The 21,830-nt window shown below is 71.7% G+C and carries 20 protein-coding genes; 8 read left to right on the top strand and 12 right to left on the bottom strand.

Annotation, left to right across the window (positions count from 1 at the left end):
- Positions 1–49 precede the first annotated feature (49 nt).
- From IE250_RS06555 to IE250_RS06535, 5 genes are all read left to right on the top strand, one after another.
- A complete protein-coding gene (locus tag IE250_RS06555; RefSeq protein ID WP_189668503.1) occupies positions 50–1,345 on the top strand; it encodes an ABC transporter substrate-binding protein in 1,296 nt (431 codons plus the stop codon).
- A gap of 108 nt (positions 1,346–1,453) precedes the next feature.
- Entirely contained in the window at positions 1,454–2,407 is a 954-nt protein-coding gene (locus IE250_RS06550) for a carbohydrate ABC transporter permease (protein WP_189668502.1), read from the top strand.
- Positions 2,407–3,246, top strand: a complete 840-nt coding sequence (locus IE250_RS06545; protein WP_189668501.1) for a carbohydrate ABC transporter permease — start codon at positions 2,407–2,409, stop codon at positions 3,244–3,246. The genes IE250_RS06550 and IE250_RS06545 overlap by 1 nt, the downstream gene beginning before the upstream one ends.
- A 5-nt stretch (positions 3,247–3,251) precedes the next feature.
- Complete coding sequence (locus tag IE250_RS06540; RefSeq protein WP_189668500.1) at positions 3,252–3,941, top strand: DUF624 domain-containing protein; 690 nt, start codon at positions 3,252–3,254, stop codon at positions 3,939–3,941.
- A gap of 87 nt (positions 3,942–4,028) precedes the next feature.
- Positions 4,029–6,482 carry an RICIN domain-containing protein gene (locus IE250_RS06535; RefSeq protein ID WP_189668499.1) on the top strand — a complete coding sequence of 818 codons (2,454 nt, stop codon included), beginning with the start codon at positions 4,029–4,031 and terminating at the stop codon, positions 6,480–6,482.
- Positions 6,483–6,556: 74 nt separating this feature from the next.
- Here IE250_RS06535 and IE250_RS06530 read toward each other — a convergent pair whose 3' ends face one another.
- From IE250_RS06530 to IE250_RS06495, 8 genes are all read right to left on the bottom strand, one after another.
- Positions 6,557–7,420, bottom strand: coding sequence for a sugar phosphate isomerase/epimerase family protein (locus tag IE250_RS06530; protein WP_189668498.1), 864 nt, complete (start codon positions 7,418–7,420; stop codon positions 6,557–6,559).
- Positions 7,417–8,646, bottom strand: a complete 1,230-nt coding sequence (locus IE250_RS06525) for a dihydrodipicolinate synthase family protein (RefSeq protein WP_189668497.1) — start codon at positions 8,644–8,646, stop codon at positions 7,417–7,419. Before IE250_RS06525 ends, IE250_RS06530 begins: the two co-directional genes overlap by 4 nt.
- 86 nt (positions 8,647–8,732) lie before the next feature.
- The gene (locus IE250_RS06520) at positions 8,733–9,863 is read right to left on the bottom strand and encodes a Gfo/Idh/MocA family protein (protein ID WP_189669115.1); all 1,131 of its coding nucleotides are present in this window, start codon (positions 9,861–9,863) and stop codon (positions 8,733–8,735) included.
- Positions 9,864–9,999: 136 nt separating this feature from the next.
- Complete coding sequence (locus IE250_RS06515; RefSeq protein WP_189668496.1) at positions 10,000–10,437, bottom strand: nitroreductase/quinone reductase family protein; 438 nt, start codon at positions 10,435–10,437, stop codon at positions 10,000–10,002.
- 79 nt (positions 10,438–10,516) lie between these two features.
- Positions 10,517–11,668 (bottom strand): LacI family DNA-binding transcriptional regulator, encoded by a 1,152-nt coding sequence (locus IE250_RS06510; RefSeq protein ID WP_189668495.1) that lies wholly within the window; start codon positions 11,666–11,668, stop codon positions 10,517–10,519.
- A gap of 40 nt (positions 11,669–11,708) precedes the next feature.
- On the bottom strand, positions 11,709–12,914 hold the full coding sequence (locus tag IE250_RS06505) for a glycosyltransferase (protein WP_229872208.1): 1,206 nt from the start codon (positions 12,912–12,914) through the stop codon (positions 11,709–11,711).
- Between the two features lie 70 nt (positions 12,915–12,984).
- On the bottom strand, positions 12,985–13,641 hold the full coding sequence (locus IE250_RS06500) for a uridine kinase family protein (RefSeq protein WP_189668494.1): 657 nt from the start codon (positions 13,639–13,641) through the stop codon (positions 12,985–12,987).
- Positions 13,642–13,759: 118 nt separating this feature from the next.
- Positions 13,760–14,554 carry an AraC family transcriptional regulator gene (locus IE250_RS06495; RefSeq protein WP_189668493.1) on the bottom strand — a complete coding sequence of 265 codons (795 nt, stop codon included), beginning with the start codon at positions 14,552–14,554 and terminating at the stop codon, positions 13,760–13,762.
- Between the two features lie 50 nt (positions 14,555–14,604).
- On the opposite strand from IE250_RS06495, the gene IE250_RS06490 reads away from it, so the two are divergent.
- Entirely contained in the window at positions 14,605–15,018 is a 414-nt protein-coding gene (locus IE250_RS06490) for a DUF2000 domain-containing protein (protein ID WP_189668492.1), read from the top strand.
- Positions 15,019–15,054: 36 nt separating this feature from the next.
- Here IE250_RS06490 and IE250_RS06485 read toward each other — a convergent pair whose 3' ends face one another.
- From IE250_RS06485 to IE250_RS06475, 3 genes are read right to left on the bottom strand one after another with little or no spacing between them, the layout of a single operon-like run.
- Positions 15,055–15,744, bottom strand: a complete 690-nt coding sequence (locus IE250_RS06485; protein ID WP_189668491.1) for a LutC/YkgG family protein — start codon at positions 15,742–15,744, stop codon at positions 15,055–15,057.
- Positions 15,741–17,258: a LutB/LldF family L-lactate oxidation iron-sulfur protein gene (locus tag IE250_RS06480; RefSeq protein WP_189668490.1), complete on the bottom strand. Its 1,518-nt coding sequence runs from the start codon at positions 17,256–17,258 to the stop codon at positions 15,741–15,743. The genes IE250_RS06485 and IE250_RS06480 overlap by 4 nt, the downstream gene beginning before the upstream one ends.
- Positions 17,255–18,049 (bottom strand): (Fe-S)-binding protein, encoded by a 795-nt coding sequence (locus IE250_RS06475; protein WP_189668489.1) that lies wholly within the window; start codon positions 18,047–18,049, stop codon positions 17,255–17,257. The genes IE250_RS06480 and IE250_RS06475 overlap by 4 nt, the downstream gene beginning before the upstream one ends.
- 71 nt (positions 18,050–18,120) lie before the next feature.
- Here IE250_RS06475 and IE250_RS06470 point away from each other — a divergent pair, with 71 nt between their 5' ends.
- Complete coding sequence (locus IE250_RS06470; RefSeq protein WP_189668488.1) at positions 18,121–18,819, top strand: FadR/GntR family transcriptional regulator; 699 nt, start codon at positions 18,121–18,123, stop codon at positions 18,817–18,819.
- Between the two features lie 43 nt (positions 18,820–18,862).
- On the opposite strand, the gene IE250_RS06465 is transcribed toward IE250_RS06470, so the two are convergent.
- Complete coding sequence (locus IE250_RS06465; protein WP_189668487.1) at positions 18,863–19,357, bottom strand: MarR family winged helix-turn-helix transcriptional regulator; 495 nt, start codon at positions 19,355–19,357, stop codon at positions 18,863–18,865.
- Positions 19,358–19,475: 118 nt separating this feature from the next.
- On the opposite strand from IE250_RS06465, the gene IE250_RS06460 reads away from it, so the two are divergent.
- Positions 19,476–21,785 carry an LLM class flavin-dependent oxidoreductase gene (locus IE250_RS06460; protein ID WP_189668486.1) on the top strand — a complete coding sequence of 770 codons (2,310 nt, stop codon included), beginning with the start codon at positions 19,476–19,478 and terminating at the stop codon, positions 21,783–21,785.
- Positions 21,786–21,830 lie beyond the last annotated feature (45 nt).

Here is a 21,830-nt window from a genome sequence, read left to right as displayed (position 1 = left end):
CCGATACGCGGGGCGTCGTGGGAAAGAAATCACTCGAAGGAGAGTAGAGATGAACCGCAAGATCATGAGCGCGGTCGGCGTGGCTGCCGCCGCGTCGCTGGCCCTGACGGGGTGCGGCGGAGAAACCGCGCCCGAGGCCGCCGAAGGCCCCGTGAACATCACCCTGGCCGGCTGGGACTTCGCGTCCACGCCGGAGTTCCAGACGCTCGCGGACGCCTACACCGAGGCGAACCCGGACGTCACCATCGAGCTCAAGGAGTACCCGGCAGGCGAGGACTACGACACCGCCCTCACCGCCGACCTGGCCGCCGGCACGGCGCCGGACGTCTTCATCGTGAAGAACCTGAAGAACTACGTCACGTTCCAGGAGGGCGGCACGCTGCTCGACATCTCGGACGTGGCGGCCGAGCTCGACCCGGCGACCGGCGGCCTGGAGCCGATGGCGGTCGACGGCAAGACCTACGCGGTGCCCTACCGACAGGACACGTGGCTGCTGTACTACAACAAGGCGCTGTTCGAGAAGGCCGGCGTGGACCTGCCCGACGGGTCCTGGACCTGGGACGACTACGCCGACGCCGCGGAGACGCTGACCAAGGACATCGGCGAGAAGCAGGTCACGGGCACCTACCTGCACAGCTGGCAGTCCACCGTGCAGGGCTTCGCGCTCGCGCAGACCGAGGGCGCCTCGCTGGACGGCGGCGACTTCTCGTACCTCGCGCCGTTCTACGAGCGTGAGCTCGCGATGCAGGACAACGGTTCGCAGCCGTCCTACGCGACGGTCACCACGAACGAGCTGACCTACCAGGCGCAGTTCGGCACCCAGAAGGCAGCGATGCTCCCGATGGGCTCGTGGTACATCGGCACCCTGGTGGCGGAGCAGGCGTCGGGCGCCGCGGACACGTTCGAGTGGGGCATCGCGCCGATCCCGCAGCTCGACGAGTCGACGACCGGCACGGAGAACACTCCGGTCAGCTTCGGTGACCCGACGACGATGGGCATCAACGCGGGTATCGACGAGTCGAAGATCGACGCCGCGAAGGACTTCCTGAAGTTCGCCGCCGGCCCCGAGGGCGCCGCCGCGCTCGCGGAGATCGGTATCACGCCGGCCCTGATCGACGACGCCGTGGCCGACGCGATCTTCGGGCTGGAGGGTGTGCCGCAGGACGACCTGTCCCGGTTCTCCTACACCACGCACGAGACGCTGCCGGAGAACCCGGTGGGTCAGAACACGGCGGCCATCCAGACGATCCTGGGTGAGACCCACTCGGCGATCATGTCGGAGTCCACGCCGGTGGACGAGGCGATCACCGAGGCCGAGGAGCGCGTCGCCAACGAGGTCGGCTGAGCACCTGAGCTCGCGCTGCCGAGGTAGTCGTCCGGCTCGCCGGACGACTACCTCGGCAGGGAGAGCTCGCGGCCACGCACCATCCCGTTCCAAGAGGAGATACACACCATGACGACACCCGTCGTCGGCGACCAGCGGACCCTCGGGTTCTCGCGGCCAGAGCTCCCGCCGCCGCTCAGGAACCCACGCGCGTCGCTCAAGCTGCGCAACGCACTCGTCGGCTGGACGTTCATCCTGCCGAACTTCCTCGGCTTCGCGGTGCTCACCCTCGTGCCGGTGTTCACGCTGTTCTATCTCTCTCTGACGAGCTGGAACATCTTCGGTACGGCCGAGTGGGTCGGCCTCGACAACTTCACGCGGCTGCTCGGAGACAAGAGCTTCCACATCGCGCTCGGCAACACGTTCTACTACGCCGCACTGCACATCCCGATCACCATCGTCGTGTCCCTGAGCCTCGCGCTGCTGCTCAACCAGAAGCTGCGCGGCGCCGCGTTCTTCCGCACCGTGGCGTTCTTCCCCTACATCACGTCGATCGTCGCGGTCGCCGTGGTGTGGAACATGCTCTTCAGCCCTGAGTTCGGGCCGATCAACCAGTTCCTTGGCCTGTTCGTCGACGGCGACCTTCCCGGCTGGACCGTCTCCAAGGACTGGGCGATGCCCGCGGTGATCATCGTGGGCACCTGGAAGGACATGGGCTACTACATGCTCCTGTTCCTGGCCGGTCTGCAGACCGTGCCCGGTGAGCTGCACGAGGCCGCCCGGATCGACGGCGCCAACGCCTGGCAGCGGTTCTGGAACGTCACGCTGCCCTGCCTGCGGCCCACGATGTTCTTCGTGACGGTCATGGTCACCATCCAGAGCTTCAAGGTCTTCGACCTGATCCTCGTCATGACCGACGGCGGTCCGGGCCAGGCGACCCTCGTGCTCTCCCAGTACATCTACCAAAAGGGATTCGAGCAGTTCGAGTTCGGGTACGCCTCCGCCGTCGCCGTCGTCCTGTTCCTCATCTGCATCCTCGTGACCGTGGTGCAGTTCCTGTACAACAAGCGGAAGGAGGCGTGATGACCGCCCGTACGTCCGCGCTCCGGAGGTCCGGCCGGGTGCTCCTCTACGTGGTGATGATCGCTGCCGCGGCGGGGATCATGCTGCCCTTCGCCTGGATGGTCATCTCGTCACTGAAGCTCAACAACCAGGTGTTCACCGCACCGGTGCAGTGGATCCCGGACCCTGTGCAGTGGCGCAACTACCTCGACATCTGGGCCAAGGCCGACATGGTCACGTGGGTACGCAACACCCTCGTCCTGTCCGTCGCCGTGACCTTCCTGCAGGTCCTGACCGGCAGCTTCGCCGCCTACGGCTTCGCCAAGATGCGCTTCCCCGGGCGTGACGCGCTGTTCCTGCTGTACGTCGGGACGATCGCGGTTCCCTGGCAGTCGTACATGATCCCGCAGTTCCAGATGCTCTCCGGCTGGGGGCTCAACAACACCCTGTGGGCGATCATGCTGCTGCAGGCGTTCGGCGCCTTCGGCGTGTTCCTGATGAAGCAGTACTACGAGTCCATCCCTGACTCCCTGTCGGAGGCGGCTCGCATCGACGGGCTCTCCGAGTACGGGATCTGGTGGCGGATCATCATGCCGCTGTCGGTGCCGGCTCTGGCGTCGCTGACGATCATCACGTTCGTGCAGACCTGGAACGACTACCTCGGTCCCCTCATCTACCTGCGCGACCGCGAGCTGTGGACCATCCAGCTCGGCCTGCAGTCGTTCATCGGGGAGTACAACGCCGAGCACGCGCTGATCATGACGGGCTCCGTGCTGTCAGTGCTGCCGATCGCGCTCATCTTCTTCCTCGGCCAGCGGTACTTCGTCGAGGGCATCGCGACGACGGGCGTCAAGGGGTGAGCACGATGGATGCCGCAGGTGCCGCCCCGCGGCGTCGGCCGCTGATCGGGCCCGAGACGTACGAGATGGTGTTCGGCACTGTCTACACGGGGCTGATGACGAACCTGCTCCTGGCTGTTGCGTGCCTGCCCCTGCTGGTGCTGGTCGCGGCGACGGACCTAGCGGAGGCCTGGCCGCTGGCCGCACTGGCGGCGCCGTTGCTGGGGCCGGCCCTGGCCGCGGCCTTCGCGGTGTTCGCCGCCTTCGGCACCGACGGGTCGACGGCGGTCGTACACACCTTCGTGCGTGCCTGGCGCCGGCACGTGCGCCGTGGCCTGGCGATCGGGGCGCTCGCGACGGGCGCAGTCGTCGTGGCTGCCGTCGACGTCGCCTTCTTCTGGGGCCGCACCGCGGGGGCGGTCGCGATCCCGGTGCTGGTCGCCCTCGCTGCCGGGACGGTGGTGACCGCGGTCCTCGCCCTGGTCGCTGTGCCAGAGATGCCGGGTGCTCGCCTGCGCGACGTGCTCCTCGCCGCCGTCGTGCTCGGCGCGCGCCGCTGGTACCTCTCTGTGGGGGCCCTGCTGGTGCTCGGGTTGCTGGCGTCGGTCGTGGCGGCGCGCCCGGTGGTGGGCCTCGGCTTCGCCGCGGCGCCCTTGCTGTACGCGGTGTGGGGCGCCTGCCGGTTTGTCCTCCGCCCGGCGCCGCGCGCCGCCTGAGATTCACGGGGGCGCTGCCGGGGGCGCCCCCGGGTGATACCACCACCCGGCACTTCGTACCGCAACGACGCGAAACAGGAGTGCACCATGAGAACGAACGTGAGGCGGACCGCGATGGCGGCTGCCGTGGCCTGCGCGGTGGCGCTGCCGGCCGGGGCCCTGAGCCTCGCACCGGCGGCGACCGCAGCGGGAGAGATCGTCGTCCGGCCGGACCCGACCTATGCGGGAGACGTCTGGGAGGGCTGGGGCTCCAGCCTGGTCTGGTCGGCGAACGCGACGGGCGGCTACCCCGACGTCGTCCGCGAGCGGCTGGCCGCGATGCTCTACGGGCCCGACGGGCTCAACCTCAACATCGCCCGGTACAACATCGGCGGCGGCAACGCCCCCGACGTGCCGTCCTACATGCGCAACGGCGCCGCCGTGCCGGGCTGGTGGAAGGCGCCCGCCGGCACCACCCGCACCGACAAGGACTGGTGGGACCCGGCGAACGCCGGCCACTGGAACTGGGACGCGGACCCCCGGCAGCGGTGGTGGATCGACGAGATCAAGCCGTACGTCACGCACTGGGAGGCGTTCTCCAACTCGCCGCCGTACTTCCAGACCGTGTCCGGGTACGTGTCCGGCGGCACCAGCGGAACGACCGACCAGATCCGCACCGACACCCTCGACGACTTCGCCACCTACCTCGCGCGCGTCACCGAGCGCCTGGAGGACGCGCACGGGATCACGTTCGACACGATCGACCCGCTCAACGAGCCCAACACCGGCTACTGGGCGACGACGATCGGGTCGGACGGCAACCCGACCGGCGGGCGGCAGGAGGGCGCGCACGCCGGGCCGGCGCTGCAGTCGCAGGTCATCTCGGCCCTGGCGGCCGAGCTCGCGAAGTCCGGGACGACGACGGACGCCGTCATCTCCGCGATGGACGAGACGAACCCGGGCCTCTTCACGACCAACTGGACGTCGTACTCCGAGGCGACCCAGGCCGCCGTCGCGCAGATGAACGTCCACACCTACGGCACCGGGCAGCGCACGTCGGTGCGCGACCTCGCCAAGGGCGAGGCCAAGCCGCTGTGGATGAGCGAGGTCGAGGGCACCTGGGGCAGCGGGCTCGACTACACCACGATGGACCCGGGCATCGGCATCGCCGAGCGGATAACGAGCGACCTGCGCGAGCTCGAGCCGACGGCGTGGGTGCTCTGGCAGCCCATCGAGGACGTCGACGTCGCGACCTCGAACTGGGGGTCGATCCACGTCCCGTTCTCCTGCCCGTCGAACGCGACGCTGACGACCTGCCCGATCAAGACCAACTCGAAGTTCGACACCATCCGGAACTTCACGCACTACATCCGGCCGGGCGACCGGCTGATCGGGACGAACGACGCCTCCACGACCGCCGCGGTGAACGCGGCGGGGACGCAGCTCAAGGTCGTGTACGTGAACTCGTCCACGTCGGCGCAGACCGTGCGGCTCGACCTGTCGCGGTTCGGCGCGGTGTCCGGTGCGTCCGTGACGGCGGTGCGCACGTCGTCGGCGGGGCGGCTCGTGGAGTCGGCGCCGGTGTCGTTCTCCGGCACCACGGTGGACCAGTCCGTCCCGGCCCGCTCGGTCACGACGTTCGTGGTGGACGGGGTGTCCGGGGTGGCGGCCGCGGCGTCTGCGCTGCAGGACTCCCACGAGTACCGGCTCGTCGGGGTGGGCTCGTCGCGGGCGCTGGCCCCGGCGGCCTCCGGGTCCTCCGCCGTCCTGCGGACCGTCGACACCGCTGCCGCCGCGCAGCGGTGGTCGGTCGACCGGGTCTCCGGCACGCCAGGGTCGGCCGGGTCGAACCGGTCGCAGTACACGGTGACGAACGTCGGCTCCGGGAAGAGGCTGGCGATCCGGAGCGGGGCGCTGGTCCTGGAGACGGTGTCGGGTTCCGCCGACGCGGCCGCCCGGTGGATCCCCTCGACCACCGGCGACGGCACGTACACGCTGGTCAACGCGGCGACCTCGACGCTCGTGGACGTGGTGAGCGCGAGCACGGCGGACGGCGCCGCCGTCGACGAGTACAAACCCACGTCCGGGAACAACCAGCGGTGGACGCTCGTGGACGTCGGGACGTCGGCGAACGTGGCGACCCTCTCCGGGGCGTCCGTCACCGCGACCTACACCGAGAGCGGGTACTCGGCGGCCGCGCTGCGCAACGGGGTGGCGGCCGAGAAGGCGTGGTCGAACTGGAGGTCCGGCACCAAGAACACCAGCGAGACGCTCACCGTGACGCTGCCGGCGTCGCGGGCCGTGACGGGCGTGAAGCTGCACTTCTGGCGCGACGGGGCCAACACGAGCTGGGCGCAGACGGTCCGGGTGGAGACGCGGAACTCGGCAGGGACCTGGGTGGCGGCGAGCGGTGAGGTCACCGTGACCGCCGGGTCATCCGGGAACCCGGTGGTCGAGGTGCCGATCGCGGCGACCACCACGGACGCCGTCCGGGTGGTGCTCACCCCGTTCGCGAACGGGTACGTGACGGCGGGCGAGCTGGAGGTCCACGCCCAGCCGTGACGGCTGTGGGTATGGCAACGGCGTGGGCTCCGGACGGAGCCCACGCCGTTGCCATACCCACAGCGACAGGGGAGCTACCGCAGGAAGGGCTCCACGTAGTCCCTGTACCGGTCCAGCACCGTTGCCGCGGTCTCCGCCGTCGGTCGGGCCCAGATCTCCTCGTTGAAGATCTCGGTCTCGACGTCGCCGACGTAGCCGGCGTCGCGCACCCAGCCCGTGACTGTCGCGAAGTCGATGTACCCGTCGCCCACGTGGCCGCGCGAGTTCAGCGGTTCCGCCGCGAGCGGCAGCACCCAGTCGCACACCTGGTACGACGCGATGCGGTCCTCGCGTCCGGCCCGCGCGATGGACTTCCTCAAGGCGGGGTCCCACCACACGTGGTAGGTGTCGACGACTACCCCCACCTGGGACGGAGCGAACGGCGCCGCCAGGTCCAGCGCCTGCGCGAGCGTCGAGATCACCGCCCGGTCGGCCGCGAAGATCGGGTGCAACGGCTCGAGCACTATCCGCACGCCGTGCTCGGCGGCGAAGGGCACGAGGTCGGCGATGCGGTCGGCGACCCGGCCGCGCGTGGCGACGAGGTCGCGGTCCACGTCCGACGTCGGAGCGCCACCCGGCGTCGACCCGACCAGACCGCCGACGACGAAGACCAGCTCGGTGGTGCCGATCGTGGCGGCCTCCTCGATGGCCAGCTTGTTGTCGTCGAGTGCGGCGCGGATGCCGTCCGGGTCGGCCGCGGTCAGGAACCCGCCGCGGCACAGGGACGACGCGCGCAGCCCGGCGTCGGCGATGATGCGCGCCGCCTTCGGTGCGCCGACCGCCTGCACGACGTCTCGCCACGGGCCAACGGCGCCGAAACCGGCGGTCGCCGCCGCCTCGCACGCCTCGGCCAGGCCGGCGTGCTTGACCGTGGCGGTGTTCAGCGAAGCCCTGCTCATGCGGTCACCCCGTTCGTCGTCAGGAACGCCCGAAGCCGCGCGGCGGCCAGGGGCGGGTCGAGCAGCATGCCGCAGTCGCCGGCCAGCCGGGCCAGCTCGACGAGGTGCCGCAGCGACCGCCCGGAGTGCAGGCCACCCACCAGCGCGAAACCGGGCTGGAACCCGTTGAGCCAGGACAGGAACGCGATCCCGGTCTTGTAGTAGTACGTGGGGGCGGCGAAGATGTGCCGCCCCAGCGCCTCGGTCGAGGCCAGGATCTTGTGCCCGCCGGCGGCGTCGCCGGCGTCGAACGCCTGCAGTGCCGTGGAGGCGGCCGGGTAGATCGCGGCGAAGATGCCGAGCAGCGCGTCCGAGTGGCCCTCCTCGTCGCCCGCGATGAGCTCGGGGTAGTTGAAGTCGTCGCCCGTGTACAGGCGGGGCTTCGTCCCCGCGTCCGACGGCGACAGCGCCGCCAGCGACCGGCGCAGACCCACCTCGTGGGCGGCGTCGAGCAGCGATACCTTGACGCCGTCGATCCGGGGCTGGTGCGCCCGGACCAGGTCGAGGAACGTCGCCGTGGCGTCGTCCACGGAGTCGGAACCCCAGTAGCCGGCCAGGGCCGGGTCGAACATCGTGCCCAGCCAGTGCAGGATCACCGGCTGGTCGGCGTCGGCAAGGACGGCGTCGTACACGCGGGCGTAGTCCTCGGGCCCGCGGGCGACCCGCGCGAGCGCACGGGAGGCCATGACGATGACCTGCGCCCCGGCGTCCTGCACCACGTGAACCTGCTCGCGGTACGCGTCCGCCACCGTGGCCAGACCGGCGTTGCCCGGCTCCAGCCCGGCGACGACCTCGGGGGCGAGCTGGTCGGTCCCCGCACCGCAGGCTATCCGTGCGTTCACGGAGGAGGCCTCGGCCGCCGAGCGCCGCACGAGCTCCTGCGTCGCCGCCCAGTCCAGCCCCATGCCGCGCTGCGCGGTGTCCATCGCGTCGGCGACGCCGAGCCCGTGCTCCCAGATGCGGTGCCGGTAGGAGAGCGTCGAGTCCCAGTCGACGACGGCGGGCGCGCCCGGCACGTTCTCGGCCCCGACGTGCGGCACCACGTGAGCTGCCGCGAAGGCGACGCGGGAGGTGATGGGGCGCGACGGTGTGGTCCAGGGGCCCGGCGCACCGAGCTCGACGTTCTCCGTCCCCGTGACCCGGCCGTCGGCGTCGAACACCGGGAGGGCGATGACCGCGCCGCTCACAGGCTGTCCTTTCGTGTGCTGTTCCTTGTGTTCCGCTTCGGGCGCGTGGCTCGTTCCTCGCCCCGCACCCTGCGCTGCACCCGTCGTCACAGCACAATCTCCGGGATGTCGACGCGGCGGCCCTCGGCGGACGACAGCAGCCCCAGCTCGGCGAGCTGCACGCCGCGCGCCGCCGACAGCAGGTCGTAGCGGTGCGGGCGCCCGGCGACCACGTCGCGCAGGAACTCTTCCCACTGCAGCTTGAACCCGTTGTCGAGGTCGGCGTTCGCGGGGACGTCGAGCCACTGGTCACGGAACGGCTCGGTGACCGGCAGGTCCGGGTTCCAGACGGGCTTGGGAGTGTGCGAGCGGTGCTGGGCGCGGCACTCGCGCAGGCCCGCGACCGCGGAGCCGTGGGTGCCGTCCACCTGGAACTCGACGAGCTCGTCGCGGAACACGCGCACCGCCCAGGACGAGTTGATCTGCGCCACGACGTCGTCCCCGCCGGGGGTGGTGATGTCGAAGATGCCGTACGCGGCGTCGTCGGCCGTGGCGGCATACTCCTTGCCCGACTCGTCCCAGCGGGTCGGGATGTGCGTGACGGTCCTGGCCGTCACGGTCTTGACCTGCCCGAGGATGCCCTCCAGCACGTAGTTCCAGTGGCAGAACATGTCCGTGGTCATGCCGCCGCCGTCTTCCTTGCGGTAGTTCCACGAGGGGCGCTGGGCGGCCTGCGTGTCGCCCTCGAACACCCAGTAGCCGAACTCGCCGCGCAGCGACAGGATGCGGCCGAAGAAGCCCTCGTCCACGAGGCGGCGCAGCTTCACGAGGCCCGGCAGGTACAGCTTGTCGTGCACGACGCCGACGGTCACGCCTGTCTCCGCCTGGAGCCGCGCGAGCTCGATCGCCTCGGTGAGCGTCTCCGCGGTCGGCTTCTCGGTGTAGACGTGCTTGCCCTGGCGCATCGCCTTCGAGAGCGTCGCGGGGCGCAGGTTGGTCATCGCGGCGTCGAACACGATGTCGGCGTCCGCGATGGCGGCGTCGAGATCGGTGGTCCAGTGCTCGACGTCGTGCAGCGCCGCGAGCTCCTTGAGCTTGTCCGCGTTGCGGCCCACCAGCACCGGCTCGACCTGGACCCGGGAACCGTCGGGGAGCGTGACGCCGCCCTGGTCGCGGATCGGCAGGATCGAGCGCACGAGGTGCTGGCGGTAACCCATGCGGCCGGTGACGCCGTTCATGGCGATGCGAAGTGTGGTCACGGGCGGGACTCCATCGTCGTAACTGGGAATGCGCTTTCCCGAGGAGCGTAGCGCACCCGGACGTGCTGAGTACATGTCCTGGCCGGTGCTGAGCTCAGCACCGGCGCGCGGTTGACTACTCTCCGCCGTCGACCGGTTCGAGGATGGCCACCGGGATGGGCCGGTTGGCTTTCCGGGCGAACCTGACTACTCCGGGGGCCTCGGCGATGATGACCTCGGTCCAGACCTTGTCGCGCTCGGAGCCGGTCAGCTCGTGCGGGCGGGCGCGCAGGTGCCTGGAGCCCACCTGGACGTCCGCCACGAGCGAGCGGCGGAGGTTGCGGAACCAGTCCGGGTCGCGCGGCGAGCCGGAGCCGGTGCCCCACACCAGATATCCGTCGTCCACGTCGAGGTAGCGGACGCAGGTCGAGCGCGGGATGCCCGTCCGGCGGCCCGGGGTCGTGATCATCAGGACGTGCACGTCCTTGCTGCCGCTGGCCAGCCTGCCGTTCAGCGTGCGGTACATCCACGTACCGATCCGGTTCCCGGCGCGCGTCATCCTGCGTCCACTCATGCCGGCCGCCTCCTCGTGGCTCGAGTGCCAACCGTTGTTCCCAGTGTGCTCTACGCGGTGCGCAGCTCGCGTACGGGCATCACGACGTCGCTCGCATCCCGTACGTCGGGTGCCGCCCTGGCGGGTCGCGCCGGGTCGACTCCCGGAGCACCACCTCGGTGTGCACGAGCACGTTCTCCAGCTCGACGCCCAGCGCCATGCGGGTGGCGATCTCACCGACCTCCTCCAGCGGCACGCGCACCGTCGTGAGGGCTGGGGTCACGTCGCGCAACGTGTGGATGTCGTCGAAACCGGCCACGGCCACGTCGTCGGGCACGCTCAGGCCGGCGTCGCGGACGGCGGCCATCGCACCCACCGCCATGACGTCGTTGACGGCGAACACGACCTCCGGGGCGTCGGCCCGCGCACCACTTGCCGTGCCGATGTGCGAGCGGGAAACCAGCTCCCTCATCGCCTCGTAGCCCCCGTCTCGCGTGAAGGCGCCGTGCACGACGTCCCGGTCGGGCGCCGGGCAGCCCAGCTCGGCGAGCGTGTCCAGGAACCCGCTGGTCCGGTCGGCGGCGGTGCGCAGACGAGGCGGCCCGGCGAGCACCCCGAACCGGCGGTACCCGATCCCGTGCAGCGCTCGCGCGAGGGAGTCCGCGCCGCCGACGTTGTCGATCTCCACCACGGGCAGGTCGCCGACGGCCTGCCCGATCACAGCTACGCCGCCCCCGGCCGCCTGGAAGGCGGTGAGGGTCGACTCCAGCGCCCGGGGTCGGCCCTCCCGGGACCGGCCCTCCGCCAGGGCGGCGGTCTCCGCGGGGGCCGACCCGGCCCCGGCATCGGGCGGCGTCGTCCTGCTGCCCGCCAGGATGATCGCGCGCGACCGCTGGCGCCGGGCGAGCTCGACGAAGGCGAGCTCGCGGTCGGGGCTGTGCTCCGTCGAGGCGAGCGTGACGATGAGCCCCTCGCGTTCGGCGGCGCGTGCGACGCCGGCGGCGATGGTGGAGAAGTATGGGTCGGCGATGTCATGGACCACGAGCCCGAGCGCTGTGGTGCGGCCGCGGGCCATGGCCTGCGCGCTGGGGTCGGGCGAGTAGTCGAGGCGGCGCGCCGTCTCCAGGACGCGTGCGCGCAGGTCCTCGCGGACGCTGCGCGTCGCGCTCCCGTTGATGGCGCGCGACGCCGTGGCGAGCGAGACGCCGGCCTCGCGGGCGACCTGGCTCAGGGTGACGGGGGCGTCGGACATGAGGTCATCCTGCCGTGTCCGACGGCCCCCGCGCTCCCGATCAGACCCTCGCCATGCGTAACCCCGCGTCGCGGTGCGCGCGCTCGATGATGCTCGAGTACCCGGCGATCATCCGGACGTGGCTGAACCGGGGGCGGACGGAGGTCCGGGCCGACTCCAGCTCCTGGCGCCGGGCCGCCGCCTCGATCCAGGTGGACGCGATCTCGGTCGGGTCGAACGACGTCACGAACCCGATGCGGTCCACTATCGACGGTGCGTCGCCGACCGGGGTCGTGACCGGCACGGCCCCGCACATCGAGCCCTCGATGAGGCACAGCGGCGCGGCCTCGCCGAACGTCGAGGTGAGCGCCACGACGTCGGCCGTCGCGTAGACCAGCTCCATGTCGTGCCGGACGCCCAGCAGGTCCAGGCGGTCCAGCAGGTCCTTGCGGTCGCCGAAGATGCGGGCGAGGTCGTCCTTCAGGTCCGGGTTGGCGGCGGTCATGCCCGCACCGCACATCAGCACGTGGCCCTTGGGCTCGAGCGCGAGGAACGTGGCGGCCGACTGGAGGAAGAGCTCGGGATTCTTCATCTCGTCGTACCGCGCGGCGTAGACGACCACCGTCGCATCGCTGGGCACCCCGGCCGCGCCCCGCAGGGCGAGCCTGCGGGCGCCCTGGACCGGGCGGAACCGGGCGAGGTTGATGCCGTTCGGCACCACGCGCAGCAGCTCGGCGGGCACGCCCGCGTCGCGGTACGCGTCGCGCGTGGACTCGGCGCAGCAGACGACGGCGGCGAGCCGGCCTCGCTCGGCGGCGGTCAGCAGGTCGCCGAGGGCGTCGCCCTGGTGCTCCGGGTCGGACCGGTGCAGGCAGGCGATGACCGGCCGCTGCGGGAACGAGTCCTGGTTCACGAGCCGGAGCGGCTGCTCCTTGAGGGAAAGCACGACGTGCGAGCTCTCGGCCTGGCGAGCCGCCGCCCGGAGCTCGGCCTCGCTGAACACGCGCGGGTCGTGGTTGCCATCGGTGCTCCGGCCGAGGGAGCCGATGCGGACGCCCGCGGCGCGCAGGGCGCGGTAGCGGGGGTCGTCCTCCATCCGCTGGAGGGTGGCCTCGCGTCGGACCTCGTGGTGCAGGCTCAGCACGGAATGCTGCTGGCGACCGCCCTGATGCAGACCGGCGACCACAGTCGAGTGCAGTACACGAGCCCCGCCACTAAAAAAGCCCTCGTACAGCGAGAGCACACGCAAGCCATTGCGCTGGATCACAGACACCACCTCCTGTGACCAGAGTGAGGCCTACGGATGTGAAATACGTGGCAGTTCGGTTACACGTTGATTACGTGTTGGAGGATTTTTGGACAAGCAGGTTGCGGATGTCCCTCTCCGCCTGTGCAGGTGAGGTCTCGCGGCAGCCCAGCGCAACCCACTGGTCGATCATGGCAGGCTCCGCCCTCAGGAGCGAGGTCCCGCGACGAAGCAGTGTGCCGATCGGCTTCCGCGCCTCCGCGACGTCCCGGAGGAACCGGAACCAGAAGGTGACCAGACGCGGACGAGACAGGCAGATCGCATCCGCGAGCAGCCCCTCGGCCCGGCACTCCTCGACGAGGTGCGCCGCGAAGATTCCCTCCGCCAGGACGAGCGGCGCGTCGCCGATGTCGAGCCTGCGCATGCCTGTGCGGCGCGACGTCGGGATGTCGTAGACGGGTACGTCGACGCGGCCCTCCGTCGCCAGCTCCTGCAGCGCGGCCAGCGCACCCTTGCCGTCCCAGGTCGCCGGGCTGTCCCAGTCGACGCTGCCGTAGCGCTGCGGCAGGCCCGGGTGGTCGATGTCGAGGTAGAAGTCGTCGAGCTGCACCACCGGCAGGCCGAGGCGCCGCGTCAGCGACGTCTTGCCCGATCCCGACGGCCCGGTCAGCAGCACGACCCGCGCCCGGGGGCGGCGGGCGCCCGGGGGGAGGTCGAAGAGGGTGGGCTCGGGCACTGGGTCGGTCACGAGATGCCATTCTCCCGCACAGCTGCCACGGCGCGCACCGCAGACCCCTTGGTTGTGGGCGTGATCGTTGCGACTACGCGCCCGTTTTAGGCGCAACGATCGCGCCCACAACCAAAGGTCAGCCGCGCTGGTAGCGGGCCGGGGTTGTGCGCAGGAGGCGGCGGAAGTGCCGGGTCAGGTGCGCCTGGTCGTGGAACCCGGTGGCGGCGGCGACGTCGGCGGCGGGCTCCCCGGCCAGCAGCCGACGTCGCGCCATGTCGAGGCGCCGCCCGACGAGGTACCGGTGGGGCGGGAGGCCGAGCTCGCGGGTGAACGCGCGCACCAGGTGCGGCACCGTGACGCCGAGCTCGGTGGCAACCTCCGCGAGCCGGATAGGTTGTGCGGGGTCGGCGTCGAGCAGGTCGCGGGCGCGGCGCGCGGTCGAGGCGGCGGGCGGCTTGCGCGGCGGCGTCGGGCGGCCGGACAGGTGCCAGGCCAGGCCCTCGGTGACCAGGGCGAGCAGGCCCTCGGCGGCGAGGTCCTCGCGCATGGTGAGCGCCCGGTCGAGGCCGGCGAACCGCGCGCGGAGGGTGTCGTCCAGGACAAGCGGCGCGTCGACGGCCCGGCCGACCAGGCCGTCGTCGAGCACGGCGGGTTCCAGGTAGACCACGCGCTTGCGGAAGCCCGTGGCGGTCACGGACCGCCCGTCGTGCACCACGCCCGGCGGCAGCACGGTGACCCCGGTGCGCTGCGCAGCGTGCTCGTGGCCGTCCAGGCCGTAGCCGATCAGGCCGTGGTCGACGATCAGCACTGCCCAGGTGTCGTGCGTGTGGGCCGGGTAGGCGTGCTCGTGCCAGGCGGCGTGCAGCACCTCGGCGACACCGGGTACCCCTGGGCGCCAGGCGCGTACGACGTCCGAATCAGGCAGGCCCATGTCAAGAACGTACAAGATCCGCGCCGCCGCCCGACCGCACCCTGGGCGTCATGACCTTCGAACAAGCCAAGATCGTGATCGTGCTGCGGGACGACCTGCTCGCCTGGCAGGAGAACAACGTCACCGCCTTCCTGGCCAGCGCCGTGACCGCTGCCTGTCCGGAGCTGGTCGGTGAGCCCTACCGGGACGCCGACGGCCGCGAGTACCTCGCGATGCTCGGCACCCCGGTGATGGTCCTGGTGGCCGACGGCGACCGGCTCGCCACGATCCGCGGCCGCGCCGACGAGCGGGGGCTGCGCATCGGCGTCTACACGGCGGACCTGTTCGCCACAGGAAACGACGTCGACAACCGGGCGGCCGTCGCGGGCGTCGCGACCGAGAAGCTCGACCTGGTCGGGATAGCGGTGGCCGGCGAGCGGCGGATCGTGGACAAGGTGGTGAAGGGCGCGAAGCTGCACCCCTGACTCAACCGGTGGTCGAGCCTGTCGAGACCCGATGTGTCAGGACACCAGCACCACGTGCAGCGTCCGGGGGCCGTGCACGCCCTCCACACGGTCGAGCTCGATGTCGCTCGTAGCGCTCGGCCCGCTGATCCAGGTCAGCGGCCGGGCGGGGTCCCTGCCGAGCAGGCGCACCGCCTCCGGGACGGTCTGCACCACCTGGTCGGCCCGGACCACGCACACGTGCACGTCGGGGACCAGCGAGATCGCGCGCCGGCCCTGGTCGGGCTCGCCGTCCAGCACTATCGTGCCGGTCTCGGCGACGGCGACCCGGGCGGCCGTCACGACGGCGTCGATCTCGTCCAGGTCGGCGGCCGACAGCGGCGCGTCGCGAGAGTCGGTGCGCACATCAACGTCATCACCCAGCGCGGAGAGCCAGTCGCCGTCGAGCCCGTGGGGCACGACAACGCTTCCACGTGGAGCCTCCCTGGTGGTCGGCGCGACCAGCCGCGCGAGCAGGGCCGGGAGCTCGGCGACAGGCACCCGGTGCACGTGCGCCTTGTAGTCCACGAGCCGGTCGATCAGCAGGTCCAGCACCACGTCGGACCCCGGGGCGTGCTCACCGGCCGACCGGTACTCCCGGGGCACGGTCCCGGCCGCCGCCGTCGCGCCCGCCGGGGCGGCGGAACCGCCGTCCGTGCCCAGGGCGGCGCGGATGCGGGCCAGGATCTCGGCCTTCGTGTCGGTCATCGTCCGTCCTCTCGCTCGGCCCACCAGTCGCGGAACGTCTGCTTCGGCGGCTCCATCAGGTCGCGCGAACGCGTCCACAGCGAGCCGGGGAACGGCAGCCGCCTGATCACGCCGTTCCGCGAGATCGCGCGAAGTAGACGCGGAACCCGGGCAGCACGGCGGAAGCGTCCGCCGTCGGCCATCGCGTAGGACGCGGCCTTCATGGCCGCCTTCCAGACCCGATCCGCGGTGTCAGGCGAGGAACCCGCCAGGGCCACCTCGCGGGCCCGCAGCTCCACGAGGATCGACGGGATGTCGATCTTGACGGGGCACACCTCGTAGCACGCGCCGCAGAGGGTGGACGCGTACGGGAGGTCCGACTTCTCGCCGGTGAGCTGCGGCGTGAGGATCGCGCCGATCGGGCCGGGGTAGACCGAGCCGTAGGCGTGGCCACCCACCCGCTCGTACACGGGGCAGACGTTGAGGCACGCCGAGCAGCGGATGCAGTGCAGTGCCGAGCGCCCCGCCTCGTCGGCGAGCACCTTGGTCCGGCCGTTGTCGAGCAGCACCAGGTGGAACTCGGACGGCCCGTCCCCGGGCGTCACACCCGTCCACATCGAGGTGTACGGGTTCATCCGCTCCCCCGTCGAGGACCGCGGCAGCAGCTGCAGGAAAACCTCGAGGTCGTCGAACGTGGGGATCAGCTTCTCGATCCCCATCACGGTGATCAGGGTCTCCGGCAGCGTGAGGCACATGCGGCCGTTGCCCTCGGACTCCACCACGGCGAGCGTCCCGGTGTCCGCGACGGCGAAGTTGGCTCCGCTGATCGCCACCTTCGCGGAGAGGAACTTGCGCCGTAGGTGCGCGCGGGCCGCCATCGCGAGCTCGCGCGGGACGTCCGTCAGGTCGGGCGGGGCGTCGGCCATCCGCTCCAGGAAGATGTCGCGGATCTCGGTGCGGTTGCGGTGGATGGCGGGCACCAGGATGTGCGACGGCATGTCGTCGGCCAGCTGCACGATCAGCTCCGCGAGATCGGTCTCGACCGCCGCGATGCCCTCCTCGGCCAGCGCCTCGTTGAGCCCGATCTCCTGCGTCGCCATGGACTTGACCTTGACTACCTCGTCGGCCTCCTTGGCGCGCACCAGGCCGGCGACTATCCGGTTCGCCTCGGCGGCGTCGCGCGCCCAGTGCACCACCCCGCCGCGCGCGGTCACGTTGCGCTCCAAGGTCTCCAGCAGCTCCGGGAGCCGGGCCATCACGTCGGTCTTCAGCGCCGAGCCGGCGTCGCGCAGCGCCTCCCAGTCCGGTACCTCGCCCACCACGCTTGCCCGCTTGGCCCGGATCGTCGACGTCGCCTTCCCCAGGTTGCGCCGTAGCTGGCCGTTGTCGAGCGCGGCCCTCGCGGCGTCGGGGAACGAGGCGCCCCAGTGCAGCGGGTCCTCCGGACGGCCGATCCCGCTCAGGGTTCCGGGCGCGGCCTGCGGGCTCGGCCCGCGGCCGTCGCGGGCGGCGGGCATGCCGAGGAACGTACTCATCGGGCCACCTCCCGGTCGGCGCCGGGTCGGCCCGGGACAACCGGCGACTCCCGCGTCGAGGCGAGGATCTCCGCCAGGTGCATGGGCCGCACGCCCGTGCCGCCGCGCGAGAGGCCGCCGCCGATGTGCATCAGGCACGACCAGTCGCCGGCGGTGAGCACCTCGGCCCCGGTGTCGACGACGGTGGCCACCTTGTCCGCGAGCATCGCCGCGGACGTGTCGGCGTTCTTCAGGGCGAACGTCCCGCCGAACCCGCAGCAGCCCTCGGCCTCCGCGAGCGGGACGAGCTCCAGCCCGTCGACGGCCCGCAGGAGCCGCTCGGGCTTGTCGCCCACGCCGAGCATCCGCAGCGAGTGGCACGTGGGGTGGTAGGTGACGCGGTGCGGGAACCAGGCGCCGACGTCGGTCACACCGAGCACGTCGACCAGCAGCTCGGACAGCTCGTAGGTGTGCTCGGCGACGGCGGTCGCGGCGCGTGCTTCGTCCGGCAGGCCGGCGCGCTCCAGGACCATCGCCTGCTGGTGCCGGATCGAGCCTGTGCACGAGCCGGACGGCACCACCACTGCGTCCCACTCGCCGTCGGCGACAGGGGCGAACGTCCGCACGTGGTTCCGGACCACGGGGACGGCCTCGGCGAGGTAGCCGGTGTTGACGTGCATCTGGCCGCAGCATGCCTGCCCGGCGGGAAACACCACCTCGTGGCCCAGGCGCTCCAGAAGCGTGACGACGGCCCTCGGGGCCTGCGGGAACATGGCGTCGGCGATGCAGGTGGAAGCCAGGGCTATACGCATGGGGCACTCTCCTTCGAGGTCTGTCCTCACCATAGCCCACTGTGGACAGACCACAGAAGTACACTGGCCCGGTGAGAACCCACGAGCGCGTCCTGGCCCAGATCGAGACCGGCCTCACCGCGGGCAAGTGGCCGATCGGCGAGCGGCTGCCGGCCGAGCGGGCGCTCGCAGAGGAGCTGGGTGTGTCCCGCCCGTCGGTGCGCGAGGCCATCCGCATCCTCGAGGCGATGGGCATCGTGCGCACCGCCGTCGGCTCCGGCCCCAGCGCGGGCGCCACCGTGATCGACCGGCCTGCGGCCGGCCTGGGTGCGGCGGTGCGTCTGCACGTCGCGTCCGGCACCCTGCCCGTGTCCGACGTCGTACGCACGCGCGTGCTGCTCGAGACCGGTGCCGTGCGCGACGCCGCCGAGCGAACGTCCGACGACGCCGCGCTCGACCGGGTGCGCGAGCACGTCGAGGCGATGGCCGACCCCGACCTGGACGTCGCCGCCTTTCTGGAGCACGACCAGGACTTCCACATCGAGCTGGCCCGCCTGAGCGGCAACCAGCTCGTCGAGGCCATCCTGAGCGGCATGCGGGCCGCCGTCGCCTCGTACGTGACGGCGGGTGCGGAGGCCGTCGAGGAGTGGCCCAGGACCGCGGCGCGGCTCTGCGCGGAGCACCGCGCGATCGTGGACGCCGTGGCGCGGCACGACGGCGCCGGGGCGGCGCGCCTCGTGCGCGAGCACATCGAGGGGTTCTACCGGGAGACGGGGCTGGGCGAGCGCTGACCCGGAAGTGTGCGGGTCACCTGCGTGATCTTCACGTCTGACCTCAAGCCGGCTTGATCGCCTGGACCACCGTGCGGCACGGGTCGTCGTCCGGGCCCGTGCCGGTGGCGGCGCGCTCCAGCAGCTCGCGGAGCAGCACGCGCTGCGCCGGCTCGAGCCCGGCTAGCAGCTCCTCCTCCGCGGCGGTGACGCGTGCGTCCATCGCGGCGAGCACCTCCTGGCCGCGGTCCGTGGCCACGATGCGCCGCGCGCGCCTGTCGGCCGGGTCCCGCTGCCGCTCCACGAGCCCGCAGTCCTCGAACGCGTCGAGCAGATAGGTCATGACCGTTCGGTCGATGCCGAGCGAGGCGGCCAGCGCCGCCTGGCTCGGCAGGTTGCCGTGCACCACCGCCGTCAGAAGCTGGTAGCCCCGCGTGCCCTGCGGCAGGTCGTCCGCCGCGGCGTCGACCCGGGCGCTCCACTCGCGCAGGAGCGCGGCGAGGGACCAGCCGAAGAGGGAGTGCCGGCCGGCGCGGGTCTCGGTGGGCGTGGTGCTCATGCGCCCATCCTACGGGAATGTGCGGCACACAAGAAGAGTTGTGGATAATATCGTCTGCTAGACAGACGATCTGCCGTGACGCGCGGCAGACGACGCGACACGAGGGACGACCGCACGCATGACCGACTACGGGCACGACCTGCTCTTCGGCACCTTCATCACCCCGACCAACAGCGACCCGCAGAGCCCCATCCAGCTCGCGCAGCTCTCGGAGCGGGTAGGCCTCGACCTCGTCACGTTCCAGGACCACCCGTACCAGCCGTCGTTCCTGGACACGTGGACGCTGATGTCGTGGGTGGCCGCGCAGACCGAGCGCATCCACATCTCCGCCAACGTGCTCAACCTGGGCATGCGCCAGCCCGCCCTCACGGCACGTTCGGCCGCGAGCCTCGATCTGCTCAGCGGCGGCCGGTTCGAGATGGGCGCGGGCGCCGGAGGTTTCTGGGACGCGATGGCGGCGATGGGCGCCACGCGCCGCACGCCGGCCGAGAGCGTCGGCGCCCTCGAAGAGGCGATCGAGATCATGCGTGGCATCTGGGACTCCACCAACCGCACGCCGCTGCGCGTGCCGGGTGAGTTCCACCGGGTCGACGGCGCCAAGCGCGGCCCCGCCCCCGCGCACGACATCCCGATCTGGCTCGGCGCGTACAAGAAGCGGATGCTCCGGCTCACCGGCGCGAAGGCCGACGGCTGGCTGCCGTCCCTGGGCTACATGAAGGACGGCGACCTGGCACGCGGCAACGCGACCATCGACGAGGCGGCGCTGGAGGGCGGGCGCTCGCCGAGTGAGATCCGTCGCCTGCTCAACGTGGGCGGGGCGATCACCGACCGCTCGTCGGGTCCGCTGCAGGGCCCCGCCGACCAGTGGGTCGAGGAGCTCACGCAGCTGGCCGTCGAGGACGGCGTCAGCGCCTTCATCCTCGCCGGCGACGCCCCGGACCAGATCCGGTCGTTCGCGCAGGAGGTGGCGCCCGCCGTGCGTGAGGCGGTGGCGTCCGAGCGGCGGTCCGCGGGCACGGCGCCGGCGTCGGCCCACCGGGGCACGGCAGCACTGGCCGCGCGGCGGCCGGGAATCGACTACGACTCGCTCCCGCCGGAGCTCGCGGCCCGGGCCGTGGAGCCCGGGGACCGCGAGTACGAGTCCGTGCGGCACAACTACCTGCGGTCCGGGGCGCCCGGCCTGGTGCTGCGGCCGCAGGGTGCCGAGGAGGTCGCGTCCGGGCTGGCGTGGGTGCAGAAGCAGGACACGGAGTTCGCCGTCCGCTCGGCCGGGCACGGGATCTCCGGCCGGTCCACGAACGACGGCGGCGTGGTGCTCAGCCTCATCGGCATGCGCTCCGTCGAGGTGGTCGACGAGGCGACGCGCCGCGTGCGGATCGGCGCTGGCGCGACCTGGGGGGAGGTGGCGGCGAAGCTGGCGCCGCGCGGCTGGGCGATCACGTCCGGGGACTACGGCGGCGTGGGCGTCGGCGGTCTTGCCACCACAGGGGGTATCGGGTTCCTGGGCCGGCTCCAGGGCCTGACGATCGACCACGTGGTCGCCGCCGAGGTCGTCACGGCAGACGGGCGGGTGCTGCACGCCTCCCGCGACGAGCACCCGGACCTGTTCTGGGCGCTGCGCGGCGCCGGCGGGAACATGGGTGTGGTGACCTGGCTGGAGGTCGAGGCCGGCGCCGTCGGGGACGTGGTCTTCTCCCAGATGACGCTCGACGCGACCGACACGGCCGGCCTCCTGGAGCGGTGGGGTGCCACCGTCGAGGCGGCCCCGCGCGGGCTCACGTCGTTCATGATCCTTGCCCCGGGCCGCCGCGGCCAGACGCCGATGGCGCAGCTCATGACCGTGTTCGCGGCGGAGGGCGCCGACGCGGACCCGGACGAGGCCATCGCCCAGCTCGAGCTGCTGGCCGACGCCGGGCCGCTGCTGGGCCACCAGGCGCAGCTCCTGCCCTACTCGGGGGTGGTGCGGGAGGAGGACGCCCACCACTCCGGCGGCGGCGACCCGTCGGCGCGGTCGGGGCTGCTTGCCCACCTGGACCAGGGCACGAGCCGGGCGATCGAGCGGCTGCTGAGCTCCGGGGAGTCGTACTTCACGTCGATCCGCGCGACGGGCGGCGCCGGGAACGACGTGGCACCGGATGCGACCGCGTACGCGCACCGGCACCAGAACTTCCAGCTCTCCGCGCTCGCCTCCGGCCAGGACCGGCTCAACCAGGCGTGGGACGCGGAGATCGGGCCCGTGATGGACGGCTCGTACCTGTCGTTCGACACCGACCGCCGGCCCGAGCGGCTGCTGGAGGCGTTCCCGGAGCCGACGCTCGCCAGGCTGCGGACGGTGAAGGCGGTCTACGATCCGTCGAACGTGTTCCGGACGAACTTCCCGATCCCGCCGGCCGACCCGTCGGCGGGCTCATCGGGGGCCGAAGCCTGACCGGTCTGCAGTCTGACCCGGGGTTGTGGATAACTTCGCGTGGGT

Source organism: Promicromonospora soli (genome assembly GCF_014653785.1).
GTDB classification, from domain to species: Bacteria; Actinomycetota; Actinomycetes; order Actinomycetales; family Cellulomonadaceae; genus Promicromonospora; species Promicromonospora soli.
Note: the sequence above shows the minus strand (reverse complement) of the source record. Positions and strands in the feature narration are given on the sequence as shown.

Excerpts from the sequence above, each read along its gene's own strand:
- IE250_RS06555 (WP_189668503.1), top strand. The coding sequence starts at position 50 with ATGAACCGCAAGATCATGAGCGCGGTCGGCGTGGCTGCCGCCGCGTCG.
- IE250_RS06550 (WP_189668502.1), top strand. The coding sequence starts at position 1,454 with ATGACGACACCCGTCGTCGGCGACCAGCGGACCCTCGGGTTCTCGCGG.
- IE250_RS06545 (WP_189668501.1), top strand. The coding sequence starts at position 2,407 with ATGACCGCCCGTACGTCCGCGCTCCGGAGGTCCGGCCGGGTGCTCCTC.
- IE250_RS06540 (WP_189668500.1), top strand. The coding sequence starts at position 3,252 with ATGGATGCCGCAGGTGCCGCCCCGCGGCGTCGGCCGCTGATCGGGCCC.
- IE250_RS06535 (WP_189668499.1), top strand. The coding sequence starts at position 4,029 with ATGAGAACGAACGTGAGGCGGACCGCGATGGCGGCTGCCGTGGCCTGC.
- IE250_RS06530 (WP_189668498.1), bottom strand. The coding sequence starts at position 7,420 with ATGAGCAGGGCTTCGCTGAACACCGCCACGGTCAAGCACGCCGGCCTG.
- IE250_RS06520 (WP_189669115.1), bottom strand. The coding sequence starts at position 9,863 with ATGAACGGCGTCACCGGCCGCATGGGTTACCGCCAGCACCTCGTGCGC.
- IE250_RS06515 (WP_189668496.1), bottom strand. The coding sequence starts at position 10,437 with ATGAGTGGACGCAGGATGACGCGCGCCGGGAACCGGATCGGTACGTGG.
- IE250_RS06510 (WP_189668495.1), bottom strand. The coding sequence starts at position 11,668 with ATGTCCGACGCCCCCGTCACCCTGAGCCAGGTCGCCCGCGAGGCCGGC.
- IE250_RS06495 (WP_189668493.1), bottom strand. The coding sequence starts at position 14,554 with ATGGGCCTGCCTGATTCGGACGTCGTACGCGCCTGGCGCCCAGGGGTA.
- IE250_RS06490 (WP_189668492.1), top strand. The coding sequence starts at position 14,605 with ATGACCTTCGAACAAGCCAAGATCGTGATCGTGCTGCGGGACGACCTG.
- IE250_RS06485 (WP_189668491.1), bottom strand. The coding sequence starts at position 15,744 with ATGACCGACACGAAGGCCGAGATCCTGGCCCGCATCCGCGCCGCCCTG.
- IE250_RS06480 (WP_189668490.1), bottom strand. The coding sequence starts at position 17,258 with ATGAGTACGTTCCTCGGCATGCCCGCCGCCCGCGACGGCCGCGGGCCG.
- IE250_RS06475 (WP_189668489.1), bottom strand. The coding sequence starts at position 18,049 with ATGCGTATAGCCCTGGCTTCCACCTGCATCGCCGACGCCATGTTCCCG.
- IE250_RS06465 (WP_189668487.1), bottom strand. The coding sequence starts at position 19,357 with ATGAGCACCACGCCCACCGAGACCCGCGCCGGCCGGCACTCCCTCTTC.
- IE250_RS06460 (WP_189668486.1), top strand. The coding sequence starts at position 19,476 with ATGACCGACTACGGGCACGACCTGCTCTTCGGCACCTTCATCACCCCG.